The 12,522-nt window shown below is 68.0% G+C and carries 13 protein-coding genes; 9 read left to right on the top strand and 4 right to left on the bottom strand.

Going from position 1 to position 12,522, the window contains the following annotated elements:
* Window positions 1-10 precede the first annotated feature (10 nt).
* Complete coding sequence (locus ACFVJ3_RS39345) at window positions 11-937, bottom strand: ABC transporter permease (protein ID WP_378457210.1); 927 nt, start codon at window positions 935-937, stop codon at window positions 11-13.
* Window positions 938-1,003: 66 nt separating this feature from the next.
* Window positions 1,004-2,587, bottom strand: coding sequence for an ABC transporter substrate-binding protein (locus tag ACFVJ3_RS39340; protein WP_378457209.1), 1,584 nt, complete (start codon window positions 2,585-2,587; stop codon window positions 1,004-1,006).
* A gap of 352 nt (window positions 2,588-2,939) precedes the next feature.
* Between ACFVJ3_RS39340 and ACFVJ3_RS39335 the strand changes: the two genes are divergently transcribed.
* From ACFVJ3_RS39335 to ACFVJ3_RS39310, 6 genes are all read left to right on the top strand, one after another.
* Window positions 2,940-3,944 (top strand): 2-hydroxyacid dehydrogenase, encoded by a 1,005-nt coding sequence (locus ACFVJ3_RS39335; protein ID WP_378457208.1) that lies wholly within the window; start codon window positions 2,940-2,942, stop codon window positions 3,942-3,944.
* Entirely contained in the window at window positions 3,941-4,336 is a 396-nt protein-coding gene (locus tag ACFVJ3_RS39330; protein ID WP_378457207.1) for a universal stress protein, read from the top strand. Before ACFVJ3_RS39335 ends, ACFVJ3_RS39330 begins: the two co-directional genes overlap by 4 nt.
* An 85-nt stretch (window positions 4,337-4,421) precedes the next feature.
* Window positions 4,422-5,318 carry a hypothetical protein gene (locus ACFVJ3_RS39325; protein ID WP_378457206.1) on the top strand — a complete coding sequence of 299 codons (897 nt, stop codon included), beginning with the start codon at window positions 4,422-4,424 and terminating at the stop codon, window positions 5,316-5,318.
* A gap of 50 nt (window positions 5,319-5,368) precedes the next feature.
* Window positions 5,369-5,824 (top strand): hypothetical protein, encoded by a 456-nt coding sequence (locus ACFVJ3_RS39320; protein ID WP_378457205.1) that lies wholly within the window; start codon window positions 5,369-5,371, stop codon window positions 5,822-5,824.
* A gap of 169 nt (window positions 5,825-5,993) precedes the next feature.
* Window positions 5,994-7,067 (top strand): alkene reductase, encoded by a 1,074-nt coding sequence (locus ACFVJ3_RS39315; protein ID WP_378457204.1) that lies wholly within the window; start codon window positions 5,994-5,996, stop codon window positions 7,065-7,067.
* A gap of 366 nt (window positions 7,068-7,433) precedes the next feature.
* Window positions 7,434-7,823 carry a hypothetical protein gene (locus ACFVJ3_RS39310; protein WP_378457203.1) on the top strand — a complete coding sequence of 130 codons (390 nt, stop codon included), beginning with the start codon at window positions 7,434-7,436 and terminating at the stop codon, window positions 7,821-7,823.
* A gap of 28 nt (window positions 7,824-7,851) precedes the next feature.
* Here the strand turns inward: ACFVJ3_RS39310 and ACFVJ3_RS39305 are convergent, their stop codons facing one another.
* Together ACFVJ3_RS39305 and ACFVJ3_RS39300 are read right to left on the bottom strand one after the other, a co-directional pair.
* Window positions 7,852-8,115 (bottom strand): hypothetical protein, encoded by a 264-nt coding sequence (locus ACFVJ3_RS39305; RefSeq protein WP_378457202.1) that lies wholly within the window; start codon window positions 8,113-8,115, stop codon window positions 7,852-7,854.
* Between the two features lie 152 nt (window positions 8,116-8,267).
* Window positions 8,268-8,864: a TetR/AcrR family transcriptional regulator gene (locus ACFVJ3_RS39300; RefSeq protein WP_378457201.1), complete on the bottom strand. Its 597-nt coding sequence runs from the start codon at window positions 8,862-8,864 to the stop codon at window positions 8,268-8,270.
* A gap of 127 nt (window positions 8,865-8,991) precedes the next feature.
* On the opposite strand from ACFVJ3_RS39300, the gene ACFVJ3_RS39295 reads away from it, so the two are divergent.
* The 3 genes from ACFVJ3_RS39295 to ACFVJ3_RS39285 all read left to right on the top strand — a co-directional run bounded on the left by ACFVJ3_RS39295 (window position 8,992) and on the right by ACFVJ3_RS39285 (window position 12,519).
* Entirely contained in the window at window positions 8,992-10,497 is a 1,506-nt protein-coding gene (locus ACFVJ3_RS39295; protein WP_378457200.1) for an APC family permease, read from the top strand.
* Window positions 10,498-10,501: 4 nt separating this feature from the next.
* A complete protein-coding gene (locus tag ACFVJ3_RS39290) occupies window positions 10,502-11,401 on the top strand; it encodes a carbon-nitrogen hydrolase family protein (protein WP_378457199.1) in 900 nt (299 codons plus the stop codon).
* 71 nt (window positions 11,402-11,472) lie between these two features.
* Complete coding sequence (locus tag ACFVJ3_RS39285) at window positions 11,473-12,519, top strand: diguanylate cyclase domain-containing protein (protein ID WP_378457198.1); 1,047 nt, start codon at window positions 11,473-11,475, stop codon at window positions 12,517-12,519.
* Window positions 12,520-12,522: the final 3 nt, after the last annotated feature.

Genomic DNA, 12,522 nt, shown 5'->3' with positions numbered 1-12,522 from the left:
CGGCGGCCTCCTAGACCTTGGACTTCTCACGGACACGCGCGTCGAGAAGTGCGTAGCCCGCGTCGATCAGGATGTTGAGGACGAAGATGCTGACCGCGGTCAGGAGCACCGCCGCCTGCAGGACCGCGAAATCGCGCTGCAGAATCGCGTCGATCATCAGTTTGCCGATGCCGGGCCACCCGAAGATCGCCTCGACGACGACGGCGCCGTTGACCAGTCCGACGGTGAGGTCGCCGGCCACCGTCAGCGCCGGAGCCGCGGCGTTGCGGAGCGCGTGATGGGTGACGACGCGCAGGTCGCCGGCGCCCTTGCTCCGGGCCAGTCGTACGTATGGTGCGGACAGCGCCGACACCATCGCGCCGCGGACCACCTGGGTGAGAACGCCGAGCGGGCGGATGAGCAGGGTGGCGATCGGCAGGATCCACGACAGCGCGCTTCCGGTCCCCGAGGTGGGCAGCACCCCCAGCACCACCGCGAAGATCCACACGCCGGTGATGGCGAACCAGAAGTCGGGGATGCTGGCCGCGGTCATCGACAACAGGCTCGAGATCCGGTCGGCCAGCGAATTCGGCCGGTACGCCGCCCAGCAGCCGATCACGATGGCGCCGATGATCGCGAGCAGCATCGTGAAGAACGCGAGCTGCAACGTTGCCGGGAACGCCCGCAATGCCATGGTCGCGGCGGATTCACCGGTGCGCAGCGACTCCCCGAAGTCGAGGTGGGCGACCCCGGACAGGTAATCGACCATCTGGCTCAGGACCGGCTTGTCGAGGCCGTTCTCGGCCGCGAATTCGGCGCGCTGATCCGGTGTCGCGGAGACCGGGAGGTAGAGGTTGGTCGGGTCGCCGGTGAGGCGGGCGAGCAGGAACACACCGAAGAGGACGACGAGGAGTGGAATGAGGCTGGTGTAGACGCGTCGGCGCAGGAAGGCGAACATGACTTACCGCCTTCGAATCGGGTTCGGTTGGGACATCTCAGTTCCTCCGGGGGCTGGGAAGAGGGTTTAGCCGTTCGCGGATGTGTCCGCGTGGGTCATCTCGCTCAGGCGCATCTCGTCGCCGGTCGCGGAGTTGGGCGCGTACTGCACGGTCGGGGACTTGGCGAGCACCGCGTTCATGTGGGCGATGTACGCGAACTGCCGGATCTCCTTCGGTTCGTTGGCGAGCACCGAGGCGAACGCGTCCTGGCGGGCGTCGCCGACGAGTTTCTCGGCGGCGTCGATCTGCGCGTCGTATCCGGCCGAGCCGAAGTAGCTCTGATATCCGTCGCTGCGCATGTACTGGTCGACGGTGAACTGCGCGTCACCCGCCTGGTTGCCGTGCTGGATCATCAGCAGAATCGGTCCGGTGCCCTGCGGGAACGGCCGGATCTGGTACTGCATCTGCCCGGCCGTGTCCATCATCTCGATCTTCACGTTCAGGCCGGCCTTACTCAGCGAGTTCTGGATGACCTCGATGGTCTCGTTGATCTTGGGGAACTGGCCCGTGCGCCCGATCAGGCGGATCTGGTTGTCGACGGGAACGCCGTCGGCCTTGGCCTCCGCCACCAGTTGCGCGGCGCGATCGGAGTCGTAGGGGGTCGGCTGAAGGTCGGGGTCGAACCCGACGATGCTGCTGCCGACGAGTTGCCCGGCCGGCTCGCCGAGACCCTGGAACAGCGCCTTGACGATCCCCGCCCGGTTGACGGAGAGGTCGATGGCCTCACGGACGCGGTAGTCGTCGAGCGGCGGTTCGGTGGCCATCATGCGCAGCGCCGTCGTCTCGTTGTTGGGGTAGGCGACGCCGAGGTCGCCTGCGCCGTCCTCCGGACCGAGGTACGTGGCCAGTTCGGCCTCGTCGTTGGTGACCATCGCGGCGCGGACGCTGCCCTCGGTCCGCCACTGGTAGATCGCCCGCGTGTACTCGGGCGCCGTGCCCCAGTACGTGTCGTTGCGGACCAGCGAGAGTCGCTGCCCGTGATCCCAGTAGTCGATCTTGTAGGGGCCGGTGCCGATGGGATCGCGCACCTTGTCCTGGGCGTCGGTGGTGGAGGGCACCATCTCCACGAACGAGATCCGTAGCGGAAGGATCGGGTCGGCGGCGGGGGTCTGCACCGTCACGGTCGACGGGTCGATCGCGTTCACCACGAGTTCGTCGTCGCCGAACACGTACCCGTCGACGTCGCAGCCGATGGTCGAGTTGACGGTGCGATCGATCGAGAAGGCGGCGTCCTCGGCATCGAACGCGCTGCCGTCGCTGAACGTGACGCCCGGACGGATCCGGAACGTCCAGACCGTGTCCGACGTCTGCTCCCACGAGTCGGCGAGCTTCGGTTCGAGATCGCCGGTATCGGCGTTGCGTTCCACCAGGGGCTCGGTGATGTTGGAGCGGACGACGACTCCGGTAGAGGTGAGTGACGCGTCGCAGGGTTCGAGCGTGGGCGGCTCCTGGGGGAGCACGATCCGCAACGTGTCGGGGCTGGCGGCGTCACTGTGGCTCGAATTGGCCACCGAGCAACCTGTGACCAGAGCCGGCACCGTCAGTGCAGCGGTGGCCACGACGACGGCGCGGTAACGGGTTCCCTGCTGCAGCGAACGTGCAGGGCTCATGGTGTCCTCCGTAAGGATGTGTCGCGTACTCGACGCGAGTGAAGAGGGCCCGCCTGTGACGGTAGACACACGCTATGAGCGGCCCGGACGACGCGTCAACAGGGGGTAACGGCAGAAAACAGCTCGTGAGGGCCGTCACGAGCCCGTTTGGATGAGACTGCAATCACTCCAGCAGGCCCCTGACCGGCGCATACCGGGAGTTTCGAGATCTGCGCACGTCAACGCGCCGCCAACCGATGCCGTTTCAGTATCGATCCATGTTATTTACGTGTTGGACAGGTATCCGAGCGCCGCTTAACGTACGGGTAACCGGTGACGCGGAGAGTCGCGGCACCACTCGTCAGGAGGCACGATGGTGACCGCAGAGTCGTCCGTGAAAGAAGCTGCTGTACAGACTGTTTCGGGAGGACGCGTCCTGAAGGTCGGGCCACTGAAGCCGTCCCTCACCGCGACACTCTCCGGGAAGTACGACGCACTCGACCTCCCGCTCGGCGACGACCGCACCAGCTTCCTCGCCGAGCACGGCGACTCCGTCACCGCAGTCGTGACGTCCGGTCGCACCGGAGTCGACGCCGCGCTGATGAAGGAACTGACGAACCTCGGCGCCATCGTTCACTTCGGAGTCGGTTACGACACAACCGATGTCGTGCTCGCCGAGGAACTCGGAATCGGTGTGAGCAACACTCCCGACGTCCTCACCGACTGCGTCGCCGATACCGCCGTCGGATTGCTGATCGACACGCTCCGCGGCTTCTCCGCCGCCGACCGCTTTTTGCGCGACGGCCGCTGGCCCGCCGAGGGCAACTTCCCCCTCACCCGGAAGGTGAGCGGCACACGGGTCGGCATCATCGGGCTCGGGCGCATCGGGTCTGCCATCGCCGCCCGCCTCACCGGCTTCGGCTGCACGATCTCGTACCACAATCGTCGCGAGGTTCCCGGCTCCCCGTTCTCGTACGTCGGCTCGGCTGCCGCACTCGCCGCCGGGGTCGACGTGCTGATCGTCGCCGCAGCAGGTGGCAAGGGCACCGAAAAGCTCGTGGACCGAGAAGTTCTCGAAGCACTGGGACCCGACGGCTATCTGATCAACGTGGCGCGCGGAAGCGTCGTCGACGAGGAGACGCTCGTCGAACTGCTCACCGAACGCAAGCTCGCCGGTGCCGGACTGGACGTGTTCGCCCGGGAACCACACGTTCCCGAAGCGCTCCTCGCGCTCGACACCGTCGTTCTCCTCCCCCACGTCGCGAGCGGCACGACCGAGACCCGGGCCGCCATGGAGGCTCTCACCCTGCAGAACCTCGACGAGTACCTCGCCCAGGGAACCCTGACCACACCCGTACTCGAGCCGAGGTCACGATGAGCGTCATTCTCAGCTACGTCCCGACAGTCGAAGGTCGTGGCGCACTGGCTTTCGGATTCGCCGAAGCCCGCATGCGCGCAACCGATCTCGTGGTGATCGCCGACGGCGACAGCGCCTCGGCTCCCGGCTTCGGGGCCGAACTGCACTCCGCCAGGGAGGAAGCGGACGCATCCGGCGTCGACTACCGCATCGCGCGGAACGAACCCGACCGCTCCCACGCCGACAACCTCATCGACGCGTCCTACGACGCCACCGCCGAACTCCTCGTCCTCGGCATGCGGCGACGCTCCCCCGTCGGCAAACTCCTCATGGGCAGCGTCGCCCAGCGCGTGCTCCTCGAGGCGCAGTGCCCGGTGGTCGGGGTCAAGCCTCCCGTCGCCGCTGAGGTCTGAGCCGCACGGACGTCGTGCCCGAACCCCGGCGGATCGCGCTGTGACGGTTGTATTCTTCCGGGCACGGGCCACGAGAGGACTGCCGATGCGCCGATCACCGTTCACCCGACTCGTCCGTCGGGCGGTCGTCACGACCGGCGCGCTCATCCTCGCCACCGCGGTGGCCGCCGCGCCCGCCGTTGCGGCACTGCCTGCCACGGACACTCTGTACGTGACCGAGAACGGTACCGGTTCCGTTCTGTCCCTTCCCGCCGCGGGCGGCACCCCCAGCGCCGTGGCCACCGGCATCGCCGGACCGGGCGGGATCGCGGTGTCGGGCGACACGCTCTTCGTCACCGCAGGCACCTCGGTCGTGTCGGTGCCCGCCGCGGGCGGTACCCCCACCACCCTCGCCACCGGCTTGGGCAACGCGTTCGATGTGGCGGTGTCGGGCGGGACGCTCTACGTCACCGAGTTCGATTCCGGCAACGTGGTCTCCCTGCCCGCCGGCGGCGGAACCCCCACCCCGGTCGTCACCGGTCTCCAGCAACCGGTCGGGGTTGCCGTCTCCGGCAGCACCCTCTATGTCACCGTGGCCGGCGCGGGGACCCCCGGCACAGGGTCCGTGATCTCCGTGCCCGTCACCGGCGGCACCCCCACCGTCCTCGCCGCCGGCCTGAATCTCCCGGCGGGAATCGACGTCTCCGGCGGCACCCTGTACGTGGCCGTCGCCGGTGACGGATCCGTCGTCGCCCTACCGGCGACCGGTGGCATCCCCACCGTCCTGACGACCGGTCTCGTCCGCCCGTTCGGTCTCACGGTCTCGGCGGGCACTGTCTACGTGGCCGCCGCAGGCGACGTCGGTTCGAGCAACGGCACGGTGGTCTCGCTGCCCGTCACCGGTGGCACCCCCACCGTCCTGGCCGCCGGACTCGACCAGCCGTTCTCTGTCGCGGCCGCGGCGACGTGCACGGGTTCTCTGTGCATTCCGTTCGGCAGTTAGGGTCGCGAGCCCGGCCCCATCCGCAACCCTGGCGGCGCCGAATACCTGCCATGATCGACGGGCCTCAGCACGCCGACGGCGCGCAACTGGGCGGTCGCCTCCTGACCTTGGTCGGCGACCGCGACTTCCAGGCGCTCGCACCCGAGATCTCCCAGATCGCGTGCGACCACGGCAGCGACCGGTCGGCGTTCACCGCGGTCGTGACGTGGATGGTCACCACCATCGCCGACCTCATCGCGGATCCGGCCTCGAGCGTCAACGACGCCGTCGACAGCTTCATCAGCGTCGTCCCCGTCGTGCACGACACAGCCGAGCTGAACGAGGAGTTGCCCGCGCCCGCCGAGTGGCTGTTCACCGCCGTCGTGCGGCACCTGCAGAGCAGGCACCGGGCAGGATCCGATCCCCCGCCGCCCGTGCCTGCCGACACCGCACTCACGCGCATGCAGGCCCTCGTCGAAGCGGTGCTCTGGCTCGATGCCCTCCTCGAGTGCGACCACAGCCTGTAGGCGAGCGCAAACTCGACATTTCAGGTCCAAGAGTGGCGTGCCCGCAGTGACGGCCGTCTCGAGTCGGAATAGCGCCGCCCGTGTGCCCGTTGCCCCAGTGGATCCCGATCCTGCGCGGCGACACCGAGAACGGCGCTGCCGAACACGACCTACGGAAAGACCGATATCTGTGAATCTCTTCTCCCCCTTGACACTCGGCGAACTCGAACTGCCCAACCGGGTCGTGATGGCACCCCTGACCCGCGTCCGCTCCGGGCGTGACGGCGTGCCGGGACCGCTGGTGGTCGAGCACTACCGGCAGCGTGCCTCTCTCGGTCTGATCGTCAGTGAAGGCACCTACCCCAGCCACGCCGGCCAGGGCTTCCCCGGCCAGCCCGGGCTGGTGACACCGGAGCAGGTTGCGGGCTGGAAGAACGTCGCCGACGCCGTGCATGCGGCCGGTGGACGGATCGTCGCCCAGGTCATGCACGCCGGCCGTGTCACCCACGAGGGAACGACCGGCGGTCGCGAGGTCGTCGGTCCGAGTGCCGTCGCCATCGACGGCGAGACCCGCACCTACGACGCGAAGGAGCCGTACCCGGTACCCCGCGCGCTGGGCACCGAGGAACTCCCCGCCGTCATCGAGGAGTTCGTCCAGGCGTCGCGGAAGGCGGTGGCAGCCGGGATGGACGGCGTCGAAATCCACGCCGCCAACGGCTACCTGTTGCACGAATTCCTCTCCCCGGCATCGAACCTGCGCGTGGACGCGTACGGCGGCTCACCCGCGAACCGGGCGCGCTTCGTCGTCGAGGTGTTCGAGGCCGTGGCAGACGCCATCGGCGCCGGCCGGGTGGGTATCCGCATCTCGCCCGAACACAACATCCAGGACGCCCTGGAACTGGACGCCGACGACGTTCGGGCCACCTACGGCGTGCTGGTCGACGCCATCGCTCCGCTGAAGCCCGCCTACCTGAGCATTCTGCACAAGGACCCGTCCGGACCCCTCGCGCAGGACCTGCGGACGCGATTCGGCGGCCCGGTGCTGGTCAACAGTGGTTTCGGGGAAGTCACCACCCGCGACGAAGCGCTGGCAATCCTCGACGACGGCCACGCCGATGCCGTCGTCGTCGGGCGTCCCGCGATCGCCAACCCGGACCTCGTGCGGCGCTGGCAGGAAGACCTGCCGCTCAACACCCCGGACCCCCAGACCTTCTATTCGGAGGGCGCGAAGGGCTACACCGACTACCCGGTGTTGCAGCACTGAGCTGCCCCGCAGGCCGACACACTGTGGCCCATGACGCCAGGTCATGGGCCACAGTGCTATCCGACGGACCACCCCGTGTCGCGTATCCGGGTCCGGCACCGTACGGTAAGTCGTAGTTGAGTACACAGCTACCGAGTTCACGGGCCGCCCGGCGTATCCGTGCTCCAATCGGGCGTACCCAACTGTCACGCGGTGCCAGGACGCCCACCTCGAAGGTGGCCGACAGCGAGACGCAGCCGAAGCTCCCGACGAACAGCTTTACTTCTATCTTCTCGTGACCTGTCGGAGGATTTGCATCTTCGGACCATCGATCTCCGAGGCTGCCCTGCCACCCCGACGGTCACAGAAGTTGAAAGGTGATCGTTCATGCCACTCACCGTGGAGCACACCACCCGCTACGCCGACGCCCTCATGACGCTGGCCCTGGCCGCGCGCCGCCCGGCCACCGTCGTCAACACCGGCACCGGATACGCCGTCCGGGTCGATTTCGAGCACAGCATTCATCTGCTCGCCACCAACGCACCGGGGGATCTCAGTTCCGATCCGGACGCGCAGAACCCCTGGGTCGTGCGTTTCTTTCAGCGACAGCCCGACGCCGAGGACACTCAGCTCGTGGAGGTGACCGGTGAATGGCTCGTCGACGCGTTCGACCAGGCCCTCACCGTGATGCCGATTGCCGGGGTCGGTGACGACCCGACTGCAGAATCCGGCGAGCAGCACCCCACCGAACCGGGGACGCTCGGACTGGCCCAGTAACACGGTCCGACGGGCCCACCTCGGCTCGTCACCGGCCCGCCGCAGACCGTCTACCTCCACCGGGTAGGCGGTCTGCGAGTCTCCCCAGCCGCTCGACCGCGGGCAGAGCCTGTGCGATCTTCTCCGCGTCACGGGCAATGATCTCGGCGCTCTGGTCGATGCCCTTCGCGCTGACGGCGAGCCCCTCTGCGGTCTCCGCGATCTGTTTTGCGGCGTCGAGCAGTTCGGACAGGTCGTCGAGGGCGGGCCCCAGACGGTCGATCAGCACCCCGATCTGTCGTACTCGGAGCATCACCGTCGCGGCGGCGCGTTCCCACTCGCGGATCTCGCTCGAGGCGCTCTGCAGGATCTTGATGGGGACTCCTAGTCGGTGTCGGTGCTCGGCGGCCGGGCCTGGCGATGCGCATCCAACCTATCTGTTACTCCCAGTTTCCCGTATTCGGCCTAGCCGCTCAGATCGTGACCGGTGGCCGCGCGCGCGTAGGAGTGCAGGCTGGCGATCACCTCGGTGCGGCTGCGACGGCCGGCCAGCACCTCCATCTGGTAGCCGTCCTCCATGGCCACGAAATTCGCGGCGAGCAGGCGCGGCGGGTCGGTGAGCATGAAGTGCCCCTGCGTCTGACCGATGACGAGAATGCCGGAGTAGACGGCGATTTGACGCTCGGTCAGGGAGCTGTCGAGGGCTGCCACCTTGGCGTCGCGGAGCGATCTCGGCCAGCACTCGAACAGCAGTCGAACCAGTTCGTCGTCCGGCCCGCTGGCGACACCGTGGTCGATGCAGGCTCGGAGGCGGTCGCGCGCGTCGGGGAACTGTTCGGCGACGCGTTCACGCTCCTGGCTGAAGCGCTCGATCGCCCGCTGATACGTGTCGTAGATCAGGGCATCCAGGTCGCCGTAGTAGAGCACCGCCGCAGGGGTGACGCCGGCCTGCTCCGCGATGTCACGAAGACGCACTCCCTCCAGGCCGCGCGCGAGCACCGCACGCTGGACGGCCGCACCGAGTTCGGCCCGACGGGCCCCCTGATCCTTCTTCCGCGCCACTGCCGTCGCCCCTGTTCGCCTAGTTCTTATACGGATATTTAGACAATACCTGCCCAGCTATTGACAGGTAGATCACACTTCTCTTAAATTTTTGTTTAACGAATCCGTTTCGAACTCAGGAGCCACCGTGTCGACCAACCCCACCGACGCCGAGACCAGCCTCGACCCACCACCAACGCCCACCGGGAAGGGACTCCGGGGCGGCTCCGTCGGCCTGCTCGCCGCGGTCGCACTCGGCCTGTCCTCGGTCGCGCCGGCCTACAGCATCGCGGTCACGCTCGGTTTCGTGACGATGGTCGTCGGCAACCTCGCGCCCGCCGCCCTCCTTCTCGGGTTCGTGCCGATCCTCCTGACGGCGTTCGCCTTTCGTGAGTTGAACCGGGAGATGCCGGACTGCGGCACCACCTTCGTCTGGACCACCCGCGCGTTCGGCCCGCACACGGGATGGCTGTCCGGCGGCTGGGTGGTGCAGATCGCGACCCTCATCGCGATGACGGCACTCGCCCGGGTCGGAGCCGGGTACCTCCTGGCCTTGCTGGGCCTGGACTCGTTGGCGTCCAACAATGTCGCTGTCATCGTCACGGCCGTCCTGCTCGTCGCCGCGGTCACCACCATCGCCTACCGCGGGCTGCAACTCGCCGCATCCGTCCAATACGTGCTGCTGGGCCTGCAACTGGTCGCCCTGTTCGGGTTCGGAGCGGCCGCGTTCGCCCGCACCGGCGCCTCCGCGCCGAGCCTGTCCTGGCTGAACCCGTTCGCGTTCGGTGGCTTCGGCCCCTTCGCGGAGGCGGTGCTGCTGTGCCTGTTCATCTACTGGGGATGGGACGCGTTGATCACCGTCAACGAGGAAACCCGCGACAGCGACCGCATCCCGGGTCAGGCCGCGGTGATCTCCACCCTCGTCCTGCTGGGCACGTATCTCTTCACCGGATTCGCCGCGATCAGCTTCGCCGGCATCGGCACCGACGGGCTGGGTCTGGGCAACCCGGACAACGCGGGAGACGTACTCGCCACGCTCGGGCCGCCGGTACTCGGCGCGGGCCTGTCGAAGGTGGTCGAACTCGCCATCTGCGTGTCGGCGATCTCGGCGCTGCTCACCTGCGTTATCGGGAGCTCACGCGCCACTCTCTCCATGGGCGCTCACGGCGCACTGCCCCGCGCCTTCACCCGAATTCACCCCACCTATCGCACCCCCGCGTTCGGCACCGTGTTCTTCGGGGCGACCGCCGCAGTCCTGCTCACCGCCCTCACGCTCGTCTCCGGCAACTTCCTCGGCGACGCCATCCTCTCGATCGGCCTGCTCATCGCGTTCTACTACGGCGTCACCGGTCTCGCCTGCGTCTGGTACTTCCGCCACCGCCTGAACGACTCCCCGCGCGACCTGTTCCTCCGCGGCATCCTGCCCGCACTGGGCGGGACGATCATGCTCGCCGCTTTCGCACGCAGCGCCCACGACATGCTCGACCCGGACTACGGGGCAACCTCGTTCCACGGCATCGGCGGGGTGTTCCTGCTCGGTGTCGGTTCGATCGCCGTCGGCGCCGTGGCGATGGTGCTCGTCCGCACCCGCTTCCGCCGCTTCTTCCGAGACGGCCGCACCGCCGTCACCGAACTGACCGTCACAGAGGACTGAACCCATGCGCACACTGACCATCGCCGCCATCCAGACCGCCCCGATCCCGTTCGACGTGGAGGCCACCTGGCTGCGGTTCGCCGATCAGGTCCGCGCGGTGCGCGACACGTTCCCCCATGTCGAGCTCGTCGTGGTCCCCGAACTCATGCTGGCCGCGGAGGCGCCCCTCCTGCAGGCCCGCGCCGACTGGATGGACCGGGTGGCACTGCCACTCGCCGGCCCCCACATCGACCGGATCTGCGCACTCGCCGAGGAGACCGGCCTGTGGCTGGTGCCGGGAAGTCTCTACGAGCGCGGCGACGACGACAAGGTCTACAACACCGCCGTCGCCGTGTCGCCCCTCGGCGAGGTCGTGGCCCGCTACCGCAAGGTCTTCCCCTGGCAGCCGTATGAGCAGACCGCACCCGGCAGCGAGTTCGTCGTCTTCGACATTCCCGGCACCGGCCGGATCGGCTTGGCCATCTGCTACGACGGCTCGTTCCCCGAGACCGCCCGCCAACTGGCCTGGCTCGGCGCGGAAGTGATCATCCAACCCACCCTCACCACCACCCGCGACCGCGAGATGGAACTCGTCTGCTCCCGCGCCAACGCATGGACCAACCAGGTCTACGTCGTCAACGTCAACGGCGCCGACCCGGCCGGAGTCGGTGCCAGCGTCGTCGTCGACCCCGAGGGCATCATCCGGCAGCAAGCAGGGTCGGGAGAAGAAGTCCTCGTCGACACCCTCGACCTCGACGCCGTGACCCGGGTCCGCACCTACGGCACGTTCGGCCTCAACCGCCCCTGGGACCAGATCGCCCGATACGGCGCAGGGATTCGACTCTCGATGTACGACGGCGCGGGCATCCACACCCCGCCGTGGCACGACAACGCCGCGCCGATTCCCGCGTCCACGCCCAGCTGACTCGCCCTCCCGGGAGGGGCGGTCGCGAGAGACCCGCCCCTTTCCGGGAGCGGTCCTGGATAATTGCGAGAGTGAGGCCCCTCGCTGCTTCGTCCGTCGACACGGTCCTACAGGACTATCAGCCGCGCATCCTGCGCCGCTACCTGTGGATCACGACTGCGCTGCACCTGTCGGGGTTCGTCCTGCCTCCCATGGTCGGGTTGTCGATCCGGCCGGAGACCGTCGCCGCTCGCTCGGCGGGCGTCCTCCTCGGAGTGTTCGCACTCGTCGTGCTGTACCGGGGCGGGCGCAGGCCGAGTCGACGGGTCTACCAGGTCAGTACGGCGGCGACACTGCTCGCCACACCGATCGTGATGTCCGGCCTCGTTCTCGCCGTCGCCCAACTGCTCTGTGCGATCGCGGCGATGTTCCTGGCGATGTATTTCGTCGTGTTCTATCCGAAACGGCAGTCGAGGCTCCTCGTCGGATGCCTCACCGGGTTGATGGTGGTCGGAGTCGTCGTCGCACCCACCGCCTTCACGCTGGTGCCGGTCGAGGTGGACACGGTGACCGTGAAGGCCGCCGTTCTCGTCGTGGCCATCACCTGCGTACTCGGCGCGGCCGAAATGTTCGGATCCCTCACCCGGACCCTGATCGAATCGGCCAGCACCGACGGACTGACAGCCCTGCTCAATCGCGCCGGTTTCGAGCTCGCGTTCCGGCATGCGCGCGAAACCGCCGGCTCGGGGCAGGTCGCCGTGACGTTGGTGCTCATCGACGTCGACCAGTTCAAGTCGACCAACGATCACTACGGCCACGCCGTGGGCGATGCGGTTCTCGTCGACCTCGCGAACTATCTCGCCGAGCACATGCCACGCGGTGCCCTCCTCGCCAGGGTCGGCGGCGACGAATTCGTCAGCTGCATGGTCGGCGATCACCACGCCGAGCTCCCCGGCGTGATGGCGCACCTCGCCCGGCAGAGCCCTACCCCGTTCAGCTTCGGCGCGGCGTCGTGCATCGGCGACGTCGACCCCCTCACCGGGCTCTATCGGCAGGCCGACCGCGAGCTGTACACGGCGAAGCAGAGACAGCACCCACCCGAGCCACCCGCCGACGAACAGTCGCTGAGGACGGGATGAAAC

The organism is Rhodococcus sp. NPDC127593, from assembly GCF_042671975.1.
GTDB lineage: Bacteria > Actinomycetota > Actinomycetes > Mycobacteriales > Mycobacteriaceae > Rhodococcus_F.
The sequence above is the reverse complement of the archived record's forward strand: the minus strand, read 5'-3'. Positions and strand labels throughout refer to the sequence as shown.